Origin of the sequence: Streptomyces scopuliridis RB72 (assembly GCF_000718095.1) — a bacterium.
Classification (GTDB): Bacteria; Actinomycetota; Actinomycetes; order Streptomycetales; family Streptomycetaceae; genus Streptomyces; species Streptomyces scopuliridis.
In genome coordinates this window covers 1-22,131 of the sequence record NZ_JOEI01000045.1, presented here as the reverse complement: position 1 = coordinate 22,131, position 22,131 = coordinate 1, and the positions used below count along the sequence as shown (strand labels likewise).

At 72.3% G+C, this 22,131-nt stretch carries 20 protein-coding genes; 12 read left to right on the top strand and 8 right to left on the bottom strand.

Annotated elements, in window-relative coordinates:
* Positions 1–222 precede the first annotated feature (222 nt).
* The gene (locus IF11_RS0135285; protein ID WP_030355900.1) at positions 223–1,167 is read right to left on the bottom strand and encodes a DUF3027 domain-containing protein; all 945 of its coding nucleotides are present in this window, start codon (positions 1,165–1,167) and stop codon (positions 223–225) included.
* 513 nt (positions 1,168–1,680) lie between these two features.
* Between IF11_RS0135285 and IF11_RS0135280 the strand changes: the two genes are divergently transcribed.
* The 4 genes from IF11_RS0135280 to IF11_RS0135265 all read left to right on the top strand — a co-directional run bounded on the left by IF11_RS0135280 (position 1,681) and on the right by IF11_RS0135265 (position 5,276).
* Complete coding sequence (locus IF11_RS0135280) at positions 1,681–3,042, top strand: MFS transporter (protein WP_030355899.1); 1,362 nt, start codon at positions 1,681–1,683, stop codon at positions 3,040–3,042.
* 90 nt (positions 3,043–3,132) lie between these two features.
* Positions 3,133–3,615 carry a hypothetical protein gene (locus IF11_RS0135275; RefSeq protein WP_030355898.1) on the top strand — a complete coding sequence of 161 codons (483 nt, stop codon included), beginning with the start codon at positions 3,133–3,135 and terminating at the stop codon, positions 3,613–3,615.
* A gap of 63 nt (positions 3,616–3,678) precedes the next feature.
* Positions 3,679–4,431: a futalosine hydrolase gene (locus tag IF11_RS0135270; RefSeq protein WP_030355897.1), complete on the top strand. Its 753-nt coding sequence runs from the start codon at positions 3,679–3,681 to the stop codon at positions 4,429–4,431.
* Positions 4,428–5,276 (top strand): 1,4-dihydroxy-6-naphtoate synthase, encoded by an 849-nt coding sequence (locus IF11_RS0135265; protein WP_030355896.1) that lies wholly within the window; start codon positions 4,428–4,430, stop codon positions 5,274–5,276. Before IF11_RS0135270 ends, IF11_RS0135265 begins: the two co-directional genes overlap by 4 nt.
* 53 nt (positions 5,277–5,329) lie before the next feature.
* On the opposite strand, the gene IF11_RS42835 is transcribed toward IF11_RS0135265, so the two are convergent.
* Entirely contained in the window at positions 5,330–5,713 is a 384-nt protein-coding gene (locus IF11_RS42835; protein WP_030355895.1) for a cold-shock protein, read from the bottom strand.
* A 196-nt stretch (positions 5,714–5,909) separates the two neighbouring features.
* Here IF11_RS42835 and IF11_RS0135255 point away from each other — a divergent pair, with 196 nt between their 5' ends.
* The gene (locus tag IF11_RS0135255; RefSeq protein ID WP_030355894.1) at positions 5,910–6,167 is read left to right on the top strand and encodes a hypothetical protein; all 258 of its coding nucleotides are present in this window, start codon (positions 5,910–5,912) and stop codon (positions 6,165–6,167) included.
* On the opposite strand, the gene IF11_RS0135250 is transcribed toward IF11_RS0135255, so the two are convergent.
* Positions 6,137–6,781 (bottom strand): HAD family hydrolase, encoded by a 645-nt coding sequence (locus IF11_RS0135250; protein ID WP_030355893.1) that lies wholly within the window; start codon positions 6,779–6,781, stop codon positions 6,137–6,139. The two genes, IF11_RS0135255 and IF11_RS0135250, sit on opposite strands and share 31 nt — an antisense overlap.
* Before the next feature lie 135 nt (positions 6,782–6,916).
* Between IF11_RS0135250 and IF11_RS0135245 the strand changes: the two genes are divergently transcribed.
* The 4 genes from IF11_RS0135245 to IF11_RS0135230 all read left to right on the top strand — a co-directional run bounded on the left by IF11_RS0135245 (position 6,917) and on the right by IF11_RS0135230 (position 10,411).
* Positions 6,917–7,951 carry a FecCD family ABC transporter permease gene (locus IF11_RS0135245; RefSeq protein ID WP_030355892.1) on the top strand — a complete coding sequence of 345 codons (1,035 nt, stop codon included), beginning with the start codon at positions 6,917–6,919 and terminating at the stop codon, positions 7,949–7,951.
* On the top strand, positions 7,948–9,048 hold the full coding sequence (locus tag IF11_RS0135240) for a FecCD family ABC transporter permease (protein WP_030355891.1): 1,101 nt from the start codon (positions 7,948–7,950) through the stop codon (positions 9,046–9,048). The genes IF11_RS0135245 and IF11_RS0135240 overlap by 4 nt, the downstream gene beginning before the upstream one ends.
* Positions 9,045–9,845, top strand: a complete 801-nt coding sequence (locus IF11_RS0135235) for an ABC transporter ATP-binding protein (protein ID WP_030355890.1) — start codon at positions 9,045–9,047, stop codon at positions 9,843–9,845. Before IF11_RS0135240 ends, IF11_RS0135235 begins: the two co-directional genes overlap by 4 nt.
* A 311-nt stretch (positions 9,846–10,156) precedes the next feature.
* Positions 10,157–10,411 (top strand): hypothetical protein, encoded by a 255-nt coding sequence (locus tag IF11_RS0135230; RefSeq protein WP_030355889.1) that lies wholly within the window; start codon positions 10,157–10,159, stop codon positions 10,409–10,411.
* Positions 10,412–10,714: 303 nt separating this feature from the next.
* Here IF11_RS0135230 and IF11_RS0135225 read toward each other — a convergent pair whose 3' ends face one another.
* A complete protein-coding gene (locus IF11_RS0135225; protein WP_030355888.1) occupies positions 10,715–11,758 on the bottom strand; it encodes a hypothetical protein in 1,044 nt (347 codons plus the stop codon).
* A gap of 158 nt (positions 11,759–11,916) precedes the next feature.
* On the opposite strand from IF11_RS0135225, the gene IF11_RS0135220 reads away from it, so the two are divergent.
* Positions 11,917–14,553 carry a helicase-associated domain-containing protein gene (locus tag IF11_RS0135220; protein ID WP_078491086.1) on the top strand — a complete coding sequence of 879 codons (2,637 nt, stop codon included), beginning with the start codon at positions 11,917–11,919 and terminating at the stop codon, positions 14,551–14,553.
* 393 nt (positions 14,554–14,946) lie between these two features.
* Here IF11_RS0135220 and IF11_RS39705 read toward each other — a convergent pair whose 3' ends face one another.
* A complete protein-coding gene (locus tag IF11_RS39705; RefSeq protein ID WP_244888274.1) occupies positions 14,947–15,570 on the bottom strand; it encodes a VanZ family protein in 624 nt (207 codons plus the stop codon).
* Positions 15,571–15,831: 261 nt separating this feature from the next.
* Here IF11_RS39705 and IF11_RS0135210 point away from each other — a divergent pair, with 261 nt between their 5' ends.
* Complete coding sequence (locus IF11_RS0135210) at positions 15,832–17,475, top strand: DNA repair helicase XPB (protein WP_030355885.1); 1,644 nt, start codon at positions 15,832–15,834, stop codon at positions 17,473–17,475.
* A gap of 47 nt (positions 17,476–17,522) precedes the next feature.
* Here the strand turns inward: IF11_RS0135210 and IF11_RS0135205 are convergent, their stop codons facing one another.
* The 3 genes from IF11_RS0135205 to IF11_RS0135195 all read right to left on the bottom strand — a co-directional run bounded on the left by IF11_RS0135205 (position 17,523) and on the right by IF11_RS0135195 (position 19,484).
* The gene (locus IF11_RS0135205; protein WP_030355884.1) at positions 17,523–17,864 is read right to left on the bottom strand and encodes a hypothetical protein; all 342 of its coding nucleotides are present in this window, start codon (positions 17,862–17,864) and stop codon (positions 17,523–17,525) included.
* 48 nt (positions 17,865–17,912) lie between these two features.
* A complete protein-coding gene (locus IF11_RS0135200) occupies positions 17,913–19,127 on the bottom strand; it encodes a glycosyltransferase 87 family protein (RefSeq protein WP_051746477.1) in 1,215 nt (404 codons plus the stop codon).
* A 159-nt stretch (positions 19,128–19,286) separates the two neighbouring features.
* The gene (locus tag IF11_RS0135195; protein ID WP_030355882.1) at positions 19,287–19,484 is read right to left on the bottom strand and encodes a hypothetical protein; all 198 of its coding nucleotides are present in this window, start codon (positions 19,482–19,484) and stop codon (positions 19,287–19,289) included.
* A 377-nt stretch (positions 19,485–19,861) separates the two neighbouring features.
* On the opposite strand from IF11_RS0135195, the gene IF11_RS0135190 reads away from it, so the two are divergent.
* Complete coding sequence (locus tag IF11_RS0135190; RefSeq protein ID WP_051746476.1) at positions 19,862–22,006, top strand: HelD family protein; 2,145 nt, start codon at positions 19,862–19,864, stop codon at positions 22,004–22,006.
* Positions 22,007–22,131 lie beyond the last annotated feature (125 nt).

The following is a 22,131-nucleotide window of genomic DNA, read 5'->3' as shown; positions in this document are numbered from 1 at the left end:
GTCGTGTCCGGGACACTAAAGCGTGATTTGTGGCGCACGAACGCCCGAACCCATCGTCAGGCCAGCTGCGCGCCGTAAATCATGCCGTCCCGGGCGCGAACCCCGGAGCGCCACCCGGCAACAACCCGCACCCGACCACCGGCCCCAGGCCACAGACGACCGCACCACGCCCCCCGCCGGACGGCGCACCGCACCCCGGCCCCACGGCCTCCAGCCGGAAGGCTAAGAGTGACCCAGGTCCTCCGACTCGTCCTCCGCCGTGATCACCGACCCGCTGTCCGCCGACGGTCTCAGCGGGAACGCGTCCGTCGCCATCGAGTCCAGCACCGGCGCCGCCCGCCGCGGCGGCTTCGGCATCACCGCCGCCTCGGAGTGCCCCCCGCACCCGTACGCCAGCGACACGACCCGCCCGTCCGCCGGCGAGAACTCGTTCGCGCAGACGCCGAAGGCCTGCCGCAGCGAGCCCGCCAGCGGCAGCAGGAAGCCGCAGGTCACGCAGGGCGCGGGAGCCGCCTGCGCCATCGGGGTCTTCGCGCCGAACGCCTCGTCCCAGCGGTCCGCCGCCGCGTGCAGCCCGTACCGCGACAGCACCCGTGCCCGGCGCATGCCGAGCTCCTCGGCGACCGACGCGATCGAGCCACGCTCGGGCGCGGGCGACGTGCCCGCGCGGCCGGTCGGTTCCAGGTCCGGCCCCGCGTCCTCCGCCTCGACGAGGTCCGCGAGGTTCTGCGGGGTCACCACATCCGGCAGCACGGAGTTCGGCGGCGGTGTGTCCGCACCGGAGTAGCCGGGCTCCAGCCGCAGGTCCTCCGCCTCGGTGGGCAGCAGATCGCCGGGGCCCATGTCTCCGGGCCGCAGCCGCTCGCTCCAGGGCACCCACTCAGGGGCCAGCAGGGCGTCGGGGCCCGGCAGGAGCACCGTTTCGTCCAGCGTGACGACCTTCGCGCGGGATGCCCGCGCCACCGTCACCGCCCAGCGCCAGCCTCGGTAGCCGGGCTCCTTGCACTCGAAGAAGTGCGTGACGACCCGGTCTCCGTCCGCCACCACCGAGACATGTTCCCCGACGACGCCGGGCGCGGCGGCCTCCTCGGCAGCCGACCTGGCGAGGTCTACCGCCTCGGCGCACAGGCGGTCGGGGGTTCGGCTTCGCGTCGTCGCAGCACTCACAGGTCTCGCTTCTCTCCTACGCCGTCTCACGGGTGCGCCGGCCGAATCGCGATGTACGAGCCGAGGGCGGAGCGGACCAGAGGGCCGCATCGACGTCCACGCCCGATCTCTCCTCGGGCACACCTATCGTTATCCATTCTGCGGGATGACGAAGAGGCGCGCGGCCGAGAACAACCGCCGGTGGCGCGCTACGCACGCTACCCCCTCTCTCGCCCCCCGCCCACCTGCACGCCGTCTTTCCCGGACTTCGGACCACACCGCAACCAGGCCGTGACCCGGAGAAACCCCATGGTGGGAGGCCGACAATGTGTTCGGATCCACCCGGGAGACCACCCGGGAGAGATTCCGGGCGCGCCCGCGGCCCCGGCGCCGGAGCTCTCCGCTCCGGTACCGGCCGGTGAACTCTCCCCGGCTCGCCGGTGCCCCCCGGCGGCTCGTCCTTCATGGCACCGTCACGGCCCCGTCACGCCCGGGTTCGGTTCGCACCAGGGGCCCTTGGGGCACTATGACGAGGTGGCAGCCGTCAGGTCGTCCGACACGCGTACGGCCGGCCCGCTCCGGAGGGCCGGGCGGGCCATCGGTCATGCCCTGCGGCTCCCTTTCACCGCCGGGGCGAGGGGAATCCGCAAGGCCACCCACGCGCACGGCGCGGGTGAGTCGGGGCTCGGCAAGCTGATCGAGCTGCACGCGGTGAACGGCGCGGGCGATGTCATGATCACCGTCGCGCTCGCGTCCACGGTCTTCTTCTCCGTGCCGACGGACGAGGCGCGGGGCCGCGTCGCCCTCTATCTCGCCGTCACGATGGCGCCCTTCACCCTGCTCGCCCCCGTCATCGGCCCGCTCCTCGACCATCTCCCGCACGGCCGCCGCGCCGCCATGGCCTGCGCCATGTTCACCCGGGCCGCGCTCGCGATCCTGATGTCGACCGCCGTCATCACGGGCAGTCTGGAGCTGTATCCGGCGGCGCTCGGGGTGCTCGTGGCGTCGAAGGCGTACGGGGTGGTCCGCAGCGCGGTCGTGCCCCGGCTGCTGCCGCCCCGTTTCTCGCTGGTACGGGCCAATTCCCGGGTCACGCTGGCCGGGCTGCTGGCCACCGGTATCGCGGCGCCGATCGGCGCGGGGCTGCATCAGATCGGTCCGAAGTGGCCGCTGTACGGCGCGTGTCTGATCTTTCTCGCCGGAACGTTCCTGGCGTTCACGCTGCCGGGCAAGGTCGACTCCGCGAAGGGCGAACGCAGGGCGCGGCTGGTCACGGTCGTCCAGGGGGAGAAGAGGAAGCCCTCGCTGCGTACGGTCGGCCCGGCGGTGCTGCACGGCCTCCAGGCGAACGCGTCCCACCGCGCCCTCTCCGGCTTTCTGACCTTCTTCCTCGCCTTCCTGCTGCGCGAGCATCCGCTCTCCGGCTACAGCGCCGTCGTCTCCCTGGGCATCGTCGGCGTCGCCGCCGGCGCGGGCAACGCTCTGGGAACGGCGGTCGGCGCCTGGTTGAAGGCCCGTGGTCCGGAGCTGATCATCGCCACCGTCCTGGGCATCGCCCTCTCCGCGGCGATCGTCGCGGCGCTCCTGTTCGGCGGCGTGATGATGGCGGTGCTCTGCGCGGTGGCCGGATTCACCCAGGCCCTGTCGAAGCTCTCCCTGGACGCGGTGATCCAGCGGGACGTCCCCGAGCAGGTACGGACCTCCGCCTTCGCCCGCTCCGAGACGCTGCTCCAGATGTCCTGGGTGGTGGGCGGCGCGATCGGTATCGCGCTGCCGCTCAACGGCGTGCTGGGGATGTCGGTCGCCGCGGCGATCGTCGGGATCGGCGCGATCACCGCCGTACGCGGACTGCTGACCGCGGCCCGTCGCGGCACGGCCCACGCCCGCGTCGCGTGACACCGGCCCGCGGCGAGCACGGTACGTCCGGTCGACGGCTCGCCGTACCCCCTCGCGGCGTGGACGCGGGCGACCGATAGCCTTCGCCCCATGACCGTTGCGTTCTTCTCTGGTAGGTCCCGCCGGGCCGGCGCCGCCCTCGGCGCGGTGTCCGCCGGGCTCCTCGTCCTCGCCGCCTGTGAAAAGCCGACGCCGCTCGCGACCGTGACGGTCGGTGACAGCTCGATCAACACCGCGGCGGCCTGCTACAACGACGGCAAGGCGATCAAGACCGCCGACATCCAGCCCTGCCTGAACAAGAAGGCGGAGAAGGTCGTCGAGATCGCGATGGACGACAAGGTCCGCTTCGGGGTCGACCCGACGATCGCCGAGCACGGCTGGACGCTCTTCATCAACGGCCAGCAGGCCGAGCAGGAGCCGTACAAGAAGACCTACCGGACCATCCCCGGCAACGCCTTCTTCTCCACCCAGACCGGCGAGACCACGAGCGACACGCAGGTCAGCATCGTGGAGACCAACGGCAAGACGCTGACCGGCATCTGGCACTTCGAGTTCAAGAAGAAGAATTCCTGACCGACCCGGTGATCCGGCGGCCGGTACGGCCCCGGAGGCCGGGCGCCCCTGGAGGCTCCCGCCATGCGTGTACTTGTCGTCACGGCGGTGGCCGCGGAGGCGGACTCCGTCGCCGCGGGCCTCGGCCGGTTCGCGGGCGCCGGTGTCCGGGAGCTGACGGGTGGGTACGAGATGACGACCCACGCGCAGTTCACGCCGAGGCCCGGGTCCGTGCGGATACCGGTGGTGGAGGTCCTGGCGGGCGGCGCGGGACCGGTGGCGGCCGCGGTCGCCACGGCGACGGCGCTGGCGGCCTCCCCGTACGACCCTCCGTACGATCTCGTCATCTCCGCCGGTATCGGCGGCGGCTTCGCGCCCCACGCCCCGCTCGGCTCGCTCGTCGTCGCGGACACGATCATCGCCGCGGATCTGGGCGCCGAGACCCCCGACGGCTATCTGCCGGTCGAGGAGCTGGGTTTCGGCCGTAGCGTCCACTCACCGCCGGCCGCGCTGACCGCCCGGCTGTCAAAGGCCCTGGACGCCGATCCGCGGGTCCACTCGGTCCTCGCGCCCATCCTCACCGTCACCACCGCGACCGGCACGGCCGCCCGCACCGCCGAGCTGACCGCGCGTCATCCGCGCGCCGCCGCCGAGGCGATGGAGGGCTTCGGGGTCGCGGAGGCCGCCGCCGCCCACTCCGTACCGTGCGCCGAGATCCGCGCGATCTCCAACACCGTCGGCCCGCGCGACCGCGCCAGTTGGCGGATCGGCGGGGCGCTGGACGCGCTGCGGTACGCGTTCACGCTGCTCACCCCCGTATTCGAGGAGCCGTCATGACCCCGCAGCCGCTGCAGATCGCCTACTCGCCCTGCCCCAACGACACCTTCGTCTTCGAGGCCTGGGCACACGGCAGGGTCACCGGCGCGCCCGATATCGACGTCACGTTCGCGGACATCGACATCACCAACGGCATGGCGGAGCGGGGGGAGTTCGACGTACTGAAGGTCTCGTACGCCGTGCTGCCCTGGGTCCTGGACGAGTACACCCTGCTGCCCTGCGGCGGCGCGCTGGGCCGGGGCTGCGGACCGCTGGTGCTGACGAAGGAGCCGGGCGCCGATCTGACCGGCAGGACCGTCGCCGTACCGAGCGAGCGCTCCACGGCCTATCTGCTCTTCCGGCTGTGGGCGGCGGATGTGCTCCCCGGCGGGGTGGGCAAGGTCGTCGTGCTGCCCTTCCACGAGATCATGCCCGCGGTACGCGACGGCAAGGTGGACGCCGGACTCGTCATCCACGAGGCGCGCTTCACCTATCAGGATTACGGGCTGCACCGCCTCGCCGACATGGGCGAGCACTGGGAGTCCACGACCGGGCTGCCGATCCCGCTCGGCGCGATCATCGCGAAGCGCTCGCTGGGCACCGAGGTGCTCCAGCTGCTGGCCGAGTCGATCCGCAGGTCCGTCCGGATGGCCTGGGACGATCCGGAGACCTCACGGCCGTACGTACTGGCGCACTCCCAGGAGATGGACCCGGCGGTGGCGGACCAGCACATCGGGCTGTACGTCAACGAGTTCACCGCGGATCTGGGTGAGGACGGCTACGCGGCGGTCCGCGGGCTGCTCACCCGCGCCGCGGCCGAGGGGCTCGTACCGCCCCTCGGCCACGACGCGCTGCGTTTCGTCTGACCTGCCCATCCGGATCACACGCCCGGATCACATGCCCGGCTCACCCGCCCCGGTCACACGTCCAGCTGGTCCGCCACCGCGCGCAGCAGGCCGGCGATCATCGCGCCCTGCGCCTTGTCGGGATAGCGCCCGCGCTCCAGCATCGGCGTGATGTTCTCCAGCAGCGTCGTCAGATCCTGGACGATCGAGGCCAGTTCGTCGGGCTTGCGGCGCTGGGCCGCCGCGACCGAGGGTGTCGGGTCGAGGACGGTCACCGAGAGCGCCTGGTCACCGCGCTGTCCCGCTACCACGCCGAACTCCACGCGCTGGCCTGGCTTGAGCGCGTCGACTCCGGCGGGGAGGACCGACGAGTGCACGAAGACGTCGCCGCCGTCGTCGCGGGAGAGAAAGCCGAAGCCCTTCTCGCTGTTGAACCACTTGACCTTGCCGGTAGGCACGTCTGTCCTCGTCCTCGTACTCGTTGGGGCGCCGGAGGATGTCGACACCCCCTGGCGCGCACAAAAACGGCTCTGGATAGCACTACAGCGGGTCCATCGACCCGCCACCACCAAGGCTAATGGTCCAGGGGCTGGTGACAAGACGTCGCCGGATGGTTCCTGTCCGCTGCTTTCCGCAGGGAACTACCCTGGTGGCGTGACTGCTACTCCTGAACCCCGTGCGACGGAAGAGGCCGGACCCGGCGACGGGCTGGTCCGTATCGGCGCGATCGTCTTCATCGTCGGCGCCCTCGCGACCCTGATCACCGTCGCGCCGCTGTTCCTCGGCTCCGAGCCCTTCCCGTCCGTCGCCTACGCCGTCTGCATGCTGATGGGTGTGGGTTTCCTGATCGCCGCCGCGGGCGTGCTGCGCTCGATCGCCGCTCAGCGCCGGCGGGCCAGGCCGGCCGCGTAACCCTCCAGCCAGGCGGGGAAGGCCGTCAGGCCGGGCAGGATCACCTCGGCTCCGGCCCTGCGCAGCGCCTCCTCGTCGCACGGCCCGGTCGGTACGGCGACCGCCAGCGCGTCGGCGGTGTGCGCCCCCCGTACGTCCCCGATGTGGTCGCCGACGAACACCGACGCGCCGTACTCCCGCAGCGCCTCGCCCTTGGCCTCGGCCCACAGCCAGCCGATCACCACATCCGGCTTGATCCCGAGGTGGGTGAGGTGGAGTTCGGCGTTCGGCTGGTGCTTGGCCGTGATGACGATCGCGCGCCCGCCCAGCGCCTGGACGGCGGCGATGGCCTCCTGAGCGCCGGGCATCGCCCGCGTCGGCGGGATCGCGAATGTGGGATAGATCTCCCGGTAACGGTCGGCCACTTCAGCGACCTGTTCCTCCGGAAACCAGTGCGCCAGCTCCTGTTCGAGCGGCGGCCCGAGCCGGGTGACCGCGAGATCGGCGTCGATCGGGACCCCGGTCTCCTCGGAGAGCGCCTGGTAGACGGCGCGAATGCCGGGCCGTGAGTCGATCAGGGTCATATCGAGGTCGAAGCCGACGGTGAGCGGTTGCCGAGCCGTGAGGGAAGCCATGGGGCCATTGTGCCCAGGCTGCCGGTACGGGCATCGGGCCCCGGCGGATGGCCGGAATCGGGTGCTTAGACTTAGCCAAGCCTAACCATCGCCGTCCGCCCTCCGCCGTCCTGCCGCACCGTCCGATTGGTTCCGATGCCAGCCGCCGCCCCGCCGATCCACAGCACCAGACACGCCCTGGTCGCCCGCCGTATCGGCTGGACGGCGGCAGCCGTCGTGGCCGTGCTGCTGTCGGTCCTGCTGAGTCTCGCGGTCGGGGCGCGCGCCGTCGCTCCCTCCGCCGTCGTCGACGCGCTGCTGTACGGCGGCCACAGCGACGACGCCGAGGTCATCCGCCAACTGCGGGTGCCGCGCACGCTGATCGGGCTGATGGTGGGCGCCGCGCTCGCCCTGGCCGGCACCGTCCTCCAGGGCATCACCCGCAACCCGATCGCCGACCCCGGCATCCTCGGCATCAGCCAGGGCTCCTCCGTGGGCGTCGTCCTGGCCATCGCCTTCGCCGGGGTGCACACGCTCTCCGGCTATGTCTGGTACGCCTTCGCGGGCGCGGCGGTGGCGTCGGTGGCGGTGTACGCGATCGCCTCCAGCGGACGCGGCGGCGCGACCCCGGTCAAACTCGCCCTCGGCGGCGCGGCGATCAACGCGCTGCTGGTGTCCGTGACGATGGGCGTGCTGACGACGAGCGCGGCGACGCTGGACGAGTTCCGCTTCTGGCAGGTGGGCTCGATCGCGGGCCGGGACGCCGAAGTGGCCGGTCAGGTCTGGCCGTTCCTGGTGCTCGGCACCGTACTGGTGATATCCGTGGCCCGCGGCCTGGACGCCCTGGCCCTCGGCGAGGACGTGGCGAAGGGCCTGGGCCAGAACGTCGCGGCCGTCCGGATCGTCGGCGGCCTCGGCGCGACCGTACTGACCGGAGTGGCGGTCGCGGCGGCGGGACCGATCGCCTTCATCGGTCTCGCCGTTCCGCATATCGCCCGAGCGATCGTCGGCTCGGACCATCGCTGGGTGCTGCCGATGGCGGCCCTGATCGGCCCGGTGATGCTGCTGGTCTCCGATGTGATCGGGCGGATCGTCTTCCCGCCGAGCGAGGTCCCCGCTGGTGTGATGACGGCCCTGCTCGGAGTGCCGTTCCTGGTCGCTCTCGTACGCCGGAAGGCGGTGCCGGCATGACGACGGCCCTCAAGGAGGCCCCGGAGAGCGTCGCCGGGGCGGACGGGATCCGGCCGGCGGGCTATACGCGGGTACGGATCGGACGCGCCTCGTTCCTGCTGCACCGCCGGGCGGCGGCCATGGCGGGCGCGCTCGCCGTCGCGCTGGCGGCCGTGTGCGTGGCGTATCTGAGCGTCGGCGAGAGCTTCGTACCACCGTCCGAGGTCCTGAAGGTGCTCCTCGGACAGCCCGCGGCGAACGAGCTGGTGGTCGGCACCCTGCGGCTGCCGCGCATGGTGGTCGGGCTGCTGGTCGGGCTCGCGTTCGGCATCGCGGGCGCGCTGATCCAGACCGTCGCCCGCAACCCGCTCGCCAGCCCCGACATCATCGGCATCAGCCAGGGCGCGAGCGCGCTCACGGTCGGCGCGATGACCTTCGGCGTCACCTCGTACACCGTCCTTCCGTATCTCTCCGTCGCCGGCGGCATCGTCGCGGCGGCGCTGGTGTACGTCTTCGCCTGGCGCGGTGGGCTGCACGCCACCCGCTTCGTACTCATCGGTATCGGCTTCGCGATCGCCCTGCGCTCCATCACCACGCTCTTCCTGACCAAGGGCGACTATCTGGTCGCCCAGCAGGCCCAGGTCTGGATGACCGGCTCGCTCAACGGCCGGGGCTGGGACTCCGCCGCGCCGCTCGGCTGGCTGCTGCTCGCGCTGGTGCCCGCGGTGCTGTGGGCGGCGTACGCGCAGCGCACGGTCTCGATGGACGACGACACCGCCACGGCCCTGGGCGTACGGCTCGGCCGCGTACGGCTCGGGCTCGTCCTGCTCGGTGTGGTGCTGGCGTCGGTCGCGACGGGCGCGGCGGGCCCGGTGGACTTCGTGGCGCTGCTGGCGCCGCAGATCGCCCGGCGCATGACCCGTACCGCGCAGATCCCGCTGCTCTGTTCGGCGCTGATGGGCGCGGTGATCGTCGTGCTCGCCGATCTGCTGGCCCGCAGGCTGCTGTCCCCGACCGAACTCCCGGTGGGTGTACTGACGGCGGCGGTCGGCGCCCCGTATCTGATCTGGCTGATCGTCCGCGGCCGTACCGGCCGTACCGCAGGAGGCAAGGCATGAGCAGGATCGTCGCCCGCGAGCTGACGCTCGCCTACGAGGACCGCACGGTCGTCCACGAACTGGACCTGGCCGTCCCCGACGGACAGGTGTCGGTGATCGTCGGCCCGAACGCCTGCGGCAAGTCGACGACCCTGCGCGCGCTCGGCCGGCTGCTGAAGCCGCGGGGCGGTTCCGTACTGCTGGACGGTACGGAGCTGGCGCGGATCCCGACCCGGAAGATCGCCCAGTCGATCGGCCTGCTCCCGCAGTCGCCGGTCGCCCCGGAGGCCATCACGGTCGCCGACCTGGTCTCGCGCGGCCGTCAGCCGCACCAGCACTGGTGGCAGCAGTGGTCGGACGAGGACGAGCGCGCGGTCACGGACGCGATGGAGCGTACGGACGTGACGGCCCTCGCCGACCGCTCGGTGGACGAACTGTCGGGCGGCCAGCGCCAGCGGGTGTGGATCGCGATGGCGCTCGCGCAGGAGACGGATCTGCTGCTGCTGGACGAGCCGACGACGTTCCTGGACATCGCGCACCAGGTGGAGGTCCTCGACCTGGTCCGCCGCCTCAACCACGACCAGGGCCGTACGGTCGTGATCGTGCTCCACGACCTCAACCAGGCGGCGCGGTACGCGGATCACCTGGTCGCGATGAAGGCGGGACGGATCGTGGCGGAGGGGCGGCCGGGGGAGGTCGTGACGGCCGAGCTGGTACGGGAGGTCTTCGGCCTGGAGTCGGTGGTGGTCCCGGACCCGGTGACGGGATCGCCGCTGGTGGTGCCGGGGGCGCCGTACCGGCCGGGGTCGTCGCCTTAACGGTGGTGTGAGTGGTGGAGGCGGAAACCGGCCGGTCCGGTGCGCCAACCGGGGCGCGGGCCGTCGCCGTCGTCCCCGGTGGGTTGGCCCTCGAACCCGGCGTTGTCTCTGATCTTCACGCGGTCCGTCACAGGGCCTGCGGCATGCCCTACGTCGGCGGCCGTGGACGTCGTGACGGCGGAGCTGGTTACAGCCTCTGACTACCGGAGCTGCCCGAACGCGCCCGCTGCGTGGTTGAGTTGGGGCGTATAAGGTGTTCGAACCGAGCCGTTGATCGCGGATGTCGCCTTGCTGAGGGAGTGGGTGCGGCCATGTCCGACCAGCGGAAGAAGGCCGCAGGCGCGGGGCGCCGCAGCCGGATTCGCACGCTGGCCGTTCCCGTGGGCCTCGTCGCGGCCATCACCGCCACGGTGGCAGGCTTCAAGATGGCCAGTGCGGGGTCGCCGGATACCCCGGACACCCCGCGTTCTCCGGATGGCGTGACGGTCCACACCGTCCCGGAGCCGACCAAGGACGTCGGCACGTACTGGACCGAAGAGCGTATGCGGAACGCCGAGCCGCTTTAGACCTTTTCCGGCGGTCCAGGGCGTCGGCCTGCTCGGCAGACCGACGCCCTGGACGGCACAAGCCCGTCAGCCCGTCAGAGGGCGTTCACCGCGTTGATCACCCCGATGGCGTGGTTGGCGTGCTCGGACGAGAACAGATCGTCGTCCTGGCGGTCCGGACCCGCACCATTGGTGTGGCTGTTGGCTCCGACGATCTTGATGTCCTCCAGATTGCCGGTCAGGAAGGGGCCGCCGCTCGACTGAGACAGGCGGATAATCGCTTTCCAGAAGACGGCCGCTCGCCAGCCGGAAGCGTCCTGCGACCTACCGCGCTTGCTTACGCCGCGCGCGCCAGACCAGATACAGCGCGGAGGTCACCGCCGCCGTACGGAGCACCACCGGCCAGGCGCTGGACAGGGCCTCGGCCATCCCGTCCTGCGGGATCGCCTCGCCCCAGCGGCCGTCCAGCCGGCCCCAGAGCCAGACCAGACCCCCTGCGGCCGAGACCCCGGGGAGGCCGAAGACCGCCCATTTCGCCTCGGCGCGGGAGAGCGTGCGGGAGGCATACGCGAGGAGCCAGCCGCCGCCCAGGGCCGGCCAGGAGCCGAACACCGCTCCGGCGACCAGCAGCGCGGCGGCGAGCAGCAGGAACGGGTTGGAGAGTCCGCCGGCCCGCTTCTCCTTCTCCGCGCTCCGGCCCCGGTCCCGGCGCGACAGCCGGGGGCGCCATCGGCGACGGCCGGCGCCATGCGCCGCCTCCTCCGCCCGGTCCTCCGTCGCGTCCCCGTCCTCGGCCTCGGCGCCCTCCGCCGTCTTGTCCGGCTTCTCCTTCGGCTTCGGCGGTGGCTTGAGTATGTCGGGGATCTCGACCCCGCCCACGAACCCCGGCACGTGCTCGGCCGAGCCCATCGGCCCCGGTTCGATCCGCCACCAGTCGGGCTGACTGCCGCCGGGCGGGCCCAGCTCGTCCATCCCCGCCAGGTGCGGCGGCGACGCGGCGGGCATCGCGGGGGCGGGCGACTCCGACGCCTGCTCCGGGATGACCAGTCTCCTGGCCCCCTTCACCCGGCGGGTCCGCTGCTCCGGCAGCACGGGCTGCGGCGGTTCCGGGGCTCGCGTGGGGGCGTCGTCGCCCGAGGCGCCCTCGGAGGCCGCCTGTACCACCGCGTCCGGTGTCCCCAGCCGCCCCAGGATGCGGCGTACGGCCGCCGGGCTGTCCCCGCCGGCCTTCCCGCGCTGCTTGTCGATCTCGTTCCGCAGCGACGACACCAGCCGCATCCGGTCCCCGGAGGGCAGATGCCGCTGCTGAGCCTCGTCTCCCACGCGGCTCAGATAGTCATAGACCAGCTGATCGCTCTCGATCCCCACACAGTCCTCCGCACAAGCACGCCCGGCAGCCGCCCATCACGACGGATACCCGTTACCCGTAGGCGATCGTGTCGAAGTCACCCCCGTACGTCCACCCCGTACATCCACCCGCACATCCAGCCGTACATCAAGTACGAAGAAGGCGCGGCGGCGCCCCCATGGCCCGGGGGCGCGGGCTGAGCGCCTCCCAGGGGCTAACGTGGAACGGATGGGGACCCGCGAAGCCTGACCAGGAGGCGCACGTGCCAGAAGGAACCGGCGGTACGCCACCGCGTACGCTCGCGGAGGCCCTGCGCACCCAGGGCGACGGATCACTCGTCGCGCTGCTGCGTGCCCGCCCCGATCTGCTCAGCCCCGTACCGAGCGACCTCTCGCAGCTCGCGACGCGCGCGGGCACCCGCGCCTCCGTCGTACGGGCGCTGGAGCGGCTCGACCGGTTCACGCTCCAGACCGCGGAGGCCCTGGCCGTCGCCACGGAGCCCGCGCCGTACGACACGCTGCGCGCGCTGCTGACCGGCGACGAGGGCGACCCGGAGATCGAGGCGGTCCTGCCGCGCGCCGTGGAGACGCTGCGCGACCGGGCGCTGATCTGGGGCGCGGACGACCGGCTGCGGCTGGTACGCACCGCCCGCGAGCTGCTCGCCCCCTCCCCCACCCACCCCTCGCCGACCGGGCTCGGCCCGACGGTCGCCGAGGCCACCGCGGGCATGTCGCCGGGCCGGCTCCAGGAGATCCTGACCGCCGCCGGGCTGCCCTCCACGCACGATCCGGTCTCCGCCGTGGCCTCGCTCACCGGGCTCTTCACCGACCGGACGCGGATGGCGGCGCTGCTCGACACCGCTCCCGTGGAGGCTCTGTCGGTGCTGGACCGGCTGGTGTGGGGGCCGCCGTACGGCGAGGTCACCTCCAGCCCCACCCCGCCCGTGCAGTGGCTGCGCGACCGCGGGCTGCTGCTGCCCGCGACCACCCGTACGGTCGTCCTGCCGCGCGAGGCGGCGCTGCATCTGCGCGCCGGGCGCGCGCACCGTACGCCGGAGCCCGTGGCACCCACCGTCGCGCCCCGCGCCTCGGACGCGAGCACCGGCGCCCGTCCACAGGTTGTGGACAACACGGCGGCCGGGCAGGCGTACACCGCGCTCGCCACCATCGAGGAACTGGCCAAGGACTGGAACGAGGGCGGCCCGAACGTCCTGCGCGCCGGCGGCCTGTCCGTACGCGACCTCAAGCGCACCGCCACCGCGCTCGACGTCACCGAGCCCGTAGCCGCGTTCTGGGTCGAACTCGCCTATACGGCAGGGCTGTTGGCGGCCGACGGCGAAACCGACGAACGGTACGCCCCGACGCCCGCCTACGACGACTGGCAGGAACTGCCCGCCCCGGAACGCTGGGCCCGGCTCGCCACGGCCTGGCTGACGGCGACCCGCACGGCCGGTCTGGTCGGCGGCCAGGACTCCAAGGGCCGTACGCTCGCCGCGCTCGGCCCCGACCTGGACCGCGGCGCCGCGCCCGAGGTACGACGCCGGATCCTCGACCTCCTCGCCACCCTCCCCGAGGGCACGGCCCCCGACCCGGAATCGCTGCTCGCCCGGCTGCGCTGGGAACGCCCCCTGCGCGGCGCGTCCGGCACCGGCCGGCATGACGATCTGCGGGCACGGCTGGCGGCGTGGACCCTGAACGAGGCGGAGATGCTGGGCATCACGGGCAGGGGGGCGCTGGCGTCGCATGCGCGTGCGCTGCTGGCACCGGACGCCACCGACGGCGAACCGGCCGCCACAGCCGACGGCGCCCGCACCCCCGCTGAACTGACCGCCACGGGCCTCCGAGCCGCCCGAGCCCTGGCGCCCCTCCTCCCCGAACCGCTCGACCATGTCCTCCTCCAGGCCGACCTGACCGCCGTGGCGCCCGGCCCGCTCCTGCGCCCGCTGGCCGAACTGCTGGCCATCGCCGCCGAGGTCGAGTCGAAGGGCGGGGCGACCGTCTACCGCTTCACCCCCGGCTCCGTACGCCGCGCGCTCGACGCCGGGCAGTCGGCCTCCGACCTGCACGACTTCCTCAGGAACCACAGCCGTACGCCCGTCCCCCAGCCGCTCGCCTACCTCATCGACGACGTGGCCCGTAAGCACGGCCACCTCCGGGTCGGCGCGGCCTCCGCGTACGTACGCTGCGACGACGAGGCCGTACTCGACGAGATCCTGGCCGACAAGCGCTCCCAGGGCCTGCGGCTGCGCCGCCTCGCCCCGACCGTGCTGGCCGCCCACGCCGACGCGGTGACCCTGCTCGACGGGCTGCGCGTCATGGGCTTCGCACCGGCAGCGGAGTCGGCCGAGGGCGACGTCATGATCACCCGCGCCCACGCCCACCGCACCCCACCCAGAACGGCCCCCGCCCCGGTCCCGGACGGACCCGCCACCCCGGACACGACGCTGCTCAGCGCGGCGGTGAAGGCGATCCGCGCGGGCGACCTGGCCGCCACGGTCGTCCACAAACCGGTCCCCGAACCCTCCGGCTCAGGCTCGGCCGCCCTGGCCTCCGCGGCAGCCGCGTCCAGAAACGGCGCCCTCCCCCGCACCACCTCCGCCGAAACCCTCGCCACGGTCCAGGCCGCCGCCATGACCGGCTCAGCGGTCTGGATCGGCTACGTCAACGCGGACGGCGCGGCCAGCCAACGCGTCATCGCCCCGGTACGGGTGGAGGGCGGCTACGTCACGGGCTACGACCACACGGCGGACGAGGTCCGCACGTACCCGCTGCACCGCATCACGGGAGTGGCAGAACTGGCGGACGACCCGGCGTGACTTTTTGAGGGCACGGTTCGCCGCCGGAAAGACCGCACCCAGAACGTCAGGGGCACCGGACACTTCGTCATGGGCAGTCGCAGCGAAGGGTCTCCACGGGCGGCTGGGTCAGTGTCTGCGAGGGCCCGGGACACTCCCCGTGGTCATCGATACGACAGGCGCCCCACCCACAGGCCCCGGGGCGGCAGGCGCGGGCGACCACCGGCGGGAGGGGGCCGAGGTCGGAGGAGGTGCGTGTCCGGACACTGAAGCGTGATGTGTGGCGCGCGGACGCCCGTGTCCTGACTGTGGCCCGGTACGCGCCGTAAATCATGCCGTCCGGACATGTACCTCCGGAGACCCCGGCCCCCGGCACCACAACGCACGCGACCGCACCCCGGAACCCGCACCCCCTCAGCGCCGCCCAAGCCTGCCAAGCCGCGCACGCCAAGACCCGGCAGGCGCCGAGCCGGACCGCTTCGCCTTGGCCCGAGCCTTCGTGCCGGCCTTCGCCGCAGCCGCCCTCGGCTTACCCTTCGGCCGCCGCCTCGCCGCCGACTTCCGCCCGGCGGACGCACCCGCACCCGCACCCGGCGCGCCCGCCGCGCCCCTCGCGCCCCCCTCGCCCAACGCGTGGAACCGCCGCCCAATCACCCTCCCCACCACCACATACGCGATCACCGCACCCCCCGTGTTCAAAATCACGTCATCCACATCAAACGCCCGCCCCCGCACCACCGCCCCCTGCGCCAGCTCCACCAGCACCATCACCACCACCGTCAGCGTCACCACCCGCACCATCCGCAGCCTGCGCGGCACCAGCACCGGAAGGATCAGCCCGAAAGGCGCCCCCATCAGCAGATTGCCGCCGATCTGCTTGCACGCCGCGAGGAACGTGTAGTCCTCCGCGTACTGCCTCAGCGAGTGCCCCGGACTGAGATTCGCCCCCGCGATGTCCTCCGACGCGGGGGACGGCGTCAGCGTCAGTTCGGCCAGCACCGCCGCGAACCCCGTCAGGGCGACCAGCGCCACCGTCATGATGAGAATCCGCAACGCCGCGCGCCTCGCACGCCCCGCACGCCCCGCACGCCCCCACGAGGTACCCCCTGCGACAGCCTTCGCCGGCTTGGGCCTTTCCGTCTCCGCGGTCATAGACCCCAGATGCCCCCGCCCGCCACGAATACGCGGCCCCGCCCCGGATCCGCGCCCCCCGCCCCCGATCCGCCGAAGATGCGCGACACTGGTCATTTGGCCACTGGTCATTTGGCCGTGCAGAGCCATCCCGAAAGGCAGCCGCGCGTGAACGGACCCCTCATCGTCCAGAGCGACAAGACCTTGTTGCTCGAAGTCGACCACGAGCAGGCCGACGCCTGCCGCCGCGCCATCGCGCCGTTCGCCGAGCTGGAGCGCGCGCCCGAGCACATCCATACCTACCGGCTGACCCCGCTCGGGCTGTGGAACGCCCGCGCCGCCGGGCATGACGCCGAGCAGGTGGTCGACGCGCTCGTGGAGTACTCCCGGTATCCCGTGCCGCACGCGCTGCTCGTCGATGTCGCCGAGACGATGGCCCGTTACGGCCGGCTCACCCTCTCCAAGCACCCCTCCCACGGTCTCGTCCTGACCTCCACGGACCGTCCCGTGCTGGAGGAGATCCTCCGTTCCAAGAAGGTCCAGCCGCTGGTCGGCAACCGCATCGACCCGGACACCGTCGCCGTCCACCCCTCGGAGCGCGGCCAGATCAAGCAGACGCTCCTCAAGCTGGGCTGGCCGGCCGAGGATCTCGCCGGTTATGTCGACGGCGAGGCGCACGCCATCGAGCTGGACGAGACCGGCTGGGCGCTGCGCCCGTACCAGAAGCAGGCCGTCGAGGGGTTCTGGCACGGCGGTTCAGGTGTGATCGTGCTGCCCTGTGGCGCGGGAAAGACCCTGGTCGGGGCCGGTGCGATGGCCGAGGCCAAGGCGACGACGCTGATTCTGGTGACCAATACCGTCTCGGCCCGCCAGTGGAAGCACGAGCTGGTGAAGCGCACGTCACTGACCGAGGACGAGATCGGCGAGTACAGCGGTACGAAGAAGGAGATCCGCCCGGTCACCATCGCCACGTACCAGGTGCTGACCACCCGCCGTAAGGGCGTCTATCCGCACCTGGAGCTGTTCGACTCCCGCGACTGGGGCCTGGTCATCTACGACGAGGTGCATCTGCTGCCCGCGCCCGTCTTCAAGTTCACCGCCGACCTCCAGGCCCGCCGCCGTCTCGGGCTGACGGCGACGCTCGTACGGGAGGACGGCCGCGAGTCGGACGTCTTCTCGCTCATCGGGCCGAAGCGGTTCGACGCGCCGTGGAAGGAGATCGAGGCGCAGGGCTATATCGCTCCCGCGGACTGTGTCGAGGTACGGGTCAATCTGACCGACAGCGAGCGCCTGGCGTACGCGACGGCCGAGACGGAGGAGAAGTACCGCTTCTGCGCGACGACCGCGACGAAGCGGAAGGTGACGGAGGCGCTGGTACGCAAGCACCGCGGCGAGCAGACGCTCGTCATCGGCCAGTACATCGACCAGCTCGACGAACTGGGCGAGCATCTGGACGCCCCCGTCATCAAGGGCGAGACCAGCAACGCGCAGCGCGAGAAGCTCTTCGAGGCGTTCCGGCAGGGCGAGATCTCGGTGCTGGTCGTGTCGAAGGTCGCGAACTTCTCGATCGATCTGCCGGAGGCGACGGTCGCGATCCAGGTCTCGGGTACGTTCGGCTCCCGCCAGGAGGAGGCCCAGCGCCTGGGCCGTGTCCTGCGTCCGAAGGCGGACGGTCACGAGGCCCGCTTCTACTCGGTCGTCGCCCGCGACACCATCGACCAGGACTTCGCGGCGCACCGCCAGCGGTTCCTGGCGGAGCAGGGCTACGCGTACCGGATCGTGGACGCGGACGAGCTGCTGGCCGAGAGCTGAGGGCTGAGACTCAGCCGACCCCCGACCCCCGGCCCCGGCCCCGGCCCTCAGTCCATCAGCGCCAGCACCGGCCCCGCCGCGAGCAGTACGTACTGCGCCACCACCGCCCCGCACCGCACGCCCCGCAGCATCGAGCCCGCCGGCAGCGCCGCGGCGGCCAGGCCGACGAGCCCGGACAGGTGGAGGGACCAGAAGCCCGCGCTGATGTACGCGCCTGCGACGCCGTCGGCCGGATCGACCGCGTCGGTCAGGGCGATGACGACCGTCACGACGTAGCCGCCCAGCAGCAGCCCGAGACCGCCCAGCGCCCAGAGCCGGAGAGCGAGGAGTGCGCCGCGGTCGGCGGTCTGCTCGGGAGTGGAGGAGGGGACAGTGGTTGTCGTTCGCATGGTCCGATGACATCACCGCGGCGGGGCGCCCCGCCTCGGCGCCCGTACTCACCCCGTACCCGCCGTGGTACTCACCCCCGAACCGGCCTCCGCGCGCTGCACCGGAAGGACGAGGGCGGAGCCCTTGCCCGCCCCCGGACCCGTCCGCCACGCCGCGAACGCCAGCAGTCCCAGCGCGAACAGCGGGTACGGCGAGGCCGGCACCTGCTGCCACCACGGCAGCCGCAGGTCCAGTTCGCCGGCGTGCGGCACGATCCAGAAGCTGCGCGCCGTCCAGACCACCCCGACCGCCGCCGCCGTACGGAACCGGCGCTCCGCGATCAGCACCGCCAGCAGCGGTACGCACCACACCCAGTGGTGCGACCAGCTGATCGGCGACACGAGCAGCGCCGTCAGCGCCGTGACCAGCACACCCCAGGTCTCCAGCCCGGCCCCTACGACGGCCCGCCGCGCGATCCACAACCCGGCGACAGCTGTGAGCCCGGCGGCCACCACCCACACCACACCCGGCTCAGGGGTGTGCAGGAAGCGCCCCAGCATCCCTTGCAGTGACTGGTTGTCGACGATCCACGCCTTGCCGACCCGGCCGGTCTCGAAGACGCGCGTCGTCCAGAACTCGCCACTCGCCTCGGGCAGTACGAGCGCCCCGAGCAGCACCGTGCCGGTGAAGGAGGCCAGGGCGATCAGTCCGGACCGTACGCGCCCGGTCACCAGCAGATACACGATGAAGACGGCCGGAGTCAGCTTGATGCCCGCCGCGACACCGAGGGCGAACCCCTTGCCGAGCGCGTGCTCGGGTCTCGACAGGTCCCACAGGACGAGGCAGACGAGTACGAGGTTGATCTGTCCGAAGAGGACGGTCTGGAAGACGGGTTCGAGCCAGAGCCCCACGGCGACGGCGGCCAGCAGCGGTACGGGACCGGCGGGCATCCCCGCGAAGCGCCAGGACAGCCGTACGAGCAGCGCCAGCAGCGCGGCGTTCCCGATGACGAAGACGACCTTGAGGGCGTCGAGGGGCAGCCAGGTGGTGGGTACGAAGAGGATCGCGGCGAACGGCGGGTAGGTGGCGGGAAGTTGCCACTCGGTGACCGTGAACCCGTAGAGGTCGGTGCCGTCCACGACGGCAGCGCCTTCCGCACGGTAGACGAGTGTGTCGGCCATGGGGATGCGCCGGGCGACGCAGAGAGTGGCGAGTGCGGCCAGCGACAGGGCGAGCGCGCCCACTGCGGCGAGTGAACGGGGCGTCACGGTCCGGTAGGTCACGGCCGCGACCCTAGTGGATCAGAGGCGTTACTCAGGAGCGCGGCGGGACGAGGCGGCGCGCGGTTGGCGCGATCCGGATCAACGGCGCCCGATACGCGTCAGCGGCGTTCGGTACGGATACGCAGCGCTCGGTTACGGATCGCAGGCGCTCGGTACGGATCAGCGGCGCTTGATACCCGCCTCCTCCGCGTACTCCCCGAGGACGGCCACGTTGAACGCGGCGCTCACATAGACCTTGACGGCGCGCAGCGCGTTGCCGAGGTGGTGGGCGTGATGGGGAACGGAACCCGTGGCGGTCGCGCCGGGGAGCGGCGAACCGTGCGGGGCATGGGCCGGGGTGAAGGTTGCTGTGCTCATACATCCATGATGGGCACGTGCGCTGTGTGAGTCATCGCTCTGCGGTTTGAGCCTCGTGTGAGGCCCTGTACGACTCCGGTCCAACGGCATCCCCTACGGGGTGGAGACGGCGGATGGCCCGCAGGACGGACGCGCTCCCGCCGCCGGGGGCTCCCGCCGGAGGCCCCGGGCACCGGCCCCGCGGAAAAACATTCGCCTGCCCGTCACCCACTGGCTACAATCGCCCACCTTGCCCGCCTCCCTCGCGGAGCGCCGTCGTCCGGACGGAAACCGGACGGCCGAACGCCATGACGTGATCCACGCCGAACGGCCACCGCCGCCCGTCGCCCGACGAGGCGCGGCCCGTCGGCCTGCGTAAAGCCCCCGGAGGCATCACCGTGTCCGCGCACGCCCCTGACCCCGCCACGCCCCCCGCCGACGACCCGCTGGATCCCCCGGATCCCCTGGCGCGGGAACGTGCCCACCTCGCCGCCTCCCGCTCCGCCCTCCGCGCCATGCGCGAGGACGTCCAGGCGCTCGACATCCGCGACGTCACCGCGAACTGGGTCAACGCCGCCGTCCTGGAGGCCCAGATCGAGGACCGCATCAAGGCGCTCGCCGATCTCTCCCACACCCCGCTCTTCTTCGGCCGGCTCGACTATCTGCACCCCGTGGGCGCGGACGCGGCCGAGGGCGCCGAGGGGGAACGCTTCTATATCGGCCGGCGCCATGTCCACGACGCCGACGGCGATCCCATGGTCATCGACTGGCGCGCCCCCGCCTCCCAGCCGTTCTACCGGGCCTCCAAGAAGGACCCGCTGGACGTCGGACTGCGCCGGCGCTTCGGCTACACGGCCGGCGACATCACCGCGTACGAGGACGAGCACCTCTCCGACCCGGCCGAGACCGCGCGCTCCAGCAAGCTGCTCCAGGCCGAGATCGAACGGCCGCGCGTCGGCCCGATGCGCGACATCGTCGCGACGATCCAGCCCGAGCAGGACGAGATCGTACGGAGCGGCCTCGGCGGCACCGTCTGCGTCCAGGGCGGCCCCGGCACCGGCAAGACCGCCGTCGGTCTGCACCGGGTCGCCTATCTGCTGTACGCGCACCGCGAGCGGCTGGCCCGTACCGGCACGCTCGTCATCGGCCCGAACGCCTCCTTCCTCCACTACATCGAGCAAGTCCTGCCCGCGCTGGGCGAGTTGGAGGTGAAGCAGGCGACGGTGGACGGTCTGGTCGCCTCGGTGGACGTACGCGGCACGGACCCCGCGCCCGCCGCCGTCATCAAGGGCGACGCCCGCATGGCGGAGGTCCTGCGCCGGGCCGTACGGTCCCACGTCACGCCGCCGGCCGAGCCGGTCGTGGTCGTACGCGGCTCACGGCGGTGGCGGGTGCCGGTGTACGAACTCGAAGAGATGGTCGGGCAGTTGCTCGCCCGGGACATGCGGTACGGCGCCGCGCGCGAGGCCCTTCCACAGCGGATCGCGCACGCCGTCCTCGTACGGATGGAGGAGGCGGGCGAGGCGCCCGACGACCGCGTGCAGGACGCGGTGGCCCGCAACCCGGCGGTGAAGGCGGCGGTCAAGGCCATCTGGCCGCCGGTCGATCCGGCGAAGCTGGTGCTGCGGCTGCTCTCCGACGCGGAGTTCCTCGCGGCGCACGCGGAGGGCGTCCTCACGCCCGACGAGCAGAAGACGATCCTCTGGACGAAGCCGGTGCGGAGCGTGAAGTCGGCGAAGTGGTCGGCGGCGGACGCGGTCCTGATCGACGAGGCGGGCGACCTGATCGCCCGCACCCACTCACTGGGTCACGTGGTCCTCGACGAGGCGCAGGACCTGTCCCCCATGCAGTACCGCGCGGTGGGCCGCCGCTGCTCGACCGGCTCGGCGACGGTCCTGGGCGACCTGGCGCAGGGGACGACGCCGTGGGCGACGGCGAGCTGGACCGACGCGCTGCGGCACCTGGGCAAGACCGACGCGGTGGTGGAGGAACTGACGGCGGGCTTCCGCGTGCCGCGCGAGGTGATCGCGTACGCGTCGAGACTGCTGCCGTCGATCGCGCCGGGGCTGGCGGAGGTGGCGTCGGTACGGGAGTCGCCGGGGTCGCTGTCACACGAAGGCTCCACGGGCCTGATCGCAGCGGGGCCGGCGGAGCCGGCGGGTTCGACCGGCCTGTCCGAGCTGGACGCGGCCGTCGTCGCCGCCTGCGTGGAGTCGCTCGCGCACGAGGGCTCGACGGGCCTGATCGCAGCGGACGCCCGTATCCCGGCGCTGCGGGAGGCACTGACGGTGGCGGGGCTGCCGTACCTCTCCCCGGGCGAGGAGACGACGGCCGAGGCCCGTCTGACGCTGGTCCCGGCATCCCTCGCGAAGGGCCTGGAGTACGACTACGTGGTCCTGGACGAGCCGGCGGCGGTGGTCGACGGCGAACCGGACGAGCGGACGGGGCTCCGGCGGCTGTACGTGGCTCTGACGCGAGCCGTGTCGGGCCTGATCGTCCTGCATGCGGCGGAATTGCCGGAGGCGTTGTCGCTGTCCGAGTAGCGGTTCCGGACGCGGTGCGCCTCCCGGCGGGGGGTCGTGGTGCGGTGCGCCTCCCGGCAGGGGGTCGTGGTGCGGTGCGCCTCCCGGCAGGGGGTCGTGGTGCGGTGCGCCTCCCGGCAGGGGGT

Excerpts from the sequence above, each read along its gene's own strand:
- IF11_RS0135275 (WP_030355898.1), top strand. The coding sequence starts at position 3,133 with ATGACCGTTGCGTTCTTCTCTGGTAGGTCCCGCCGGGCCGGCGCCGCC.
- IF11_RS0135270 (WP_030355897.1), top strand. The coding sequence starts at position 3,679 with ATGCGTGTACTTGTCGTCACGGCGGTGGCCGCGGAGGCGGACTCCGTC.
- IF11_RS0135265 (WP_030355896.1), top strand. The coding sequence starts at position 4,428 with ATGACCCCGCAGCCGCTGCAGATCGCCTACTCGCCCTGCCCCAACGAC.
- IF11_RS0135250 (WP_030355893.1), bottom strand. The coding sequence starts at position 6,781 with ATGGCTTCCCTCACGGCTCGGCAACCGCTCACCGTCGGCTTCGACCTC.
- IF11_RS0135245 (WP_030355892.1), top strand. The coding sequence starts at position 6,917 with ATGCCAGCCGCCGCCCCGCCGATCCACAGCACCAGACACGCCCTGGTC.
- IF11_RS0135240 (WP_030355891.1), top strand. The coding sequence starts at position 7,948 with ATGACGACGGCCCTCAAGGAGGCCCCGGAGAGCGTCGCCGGGGCGGAC.
- IF11_RS0135235 (WP_030355890.1), top strand. The coding sequence starts at position 9,045 with ATGAGCAGGATCGTCGCCCGCGAGCTGACGCTCGCCTACGAGGACCGC.
- IF11_RS0135230 (WP_030355889.1), top strand. The coding sequence starts at position 10,157 with ATGTCCGACCAGCGGAAGAAGGCCGCAGGCGCGGGGCGCCGCAGCCGG.
- IF11_RS0135220 (WP_078491086.1), top strand. The coding sequence starts at position 11,917 with ATGGCCCGGGGGCGCGGGCTGAGCGCCTCCCAGGGGCTAACGTGGAAC.
- IF11_RS39705 (WP_244888274.1), bottom strand. The coding sequence starts at position 15,570 with ATGACGGTGGCGCTGGTCGCCCTGACGGGGTTCGCGGCGGTGCTGGCC.
- IF11_RS0135205 (WP_030355884.1), bottom strand. The coding sequence starts at position 17,864 with ATGCGAACGACAACCACTGTCCCCTCCTCCACTCCCGAGCAGACCGCC.
- IF11_RS0135195 (WP_030355882.1), bottom strand. The coding sequence starts at position 19,484 with ATGAGCACAGCAACCTTCACCCCGGCCCATGCCCCGCACGGTTCGCCG.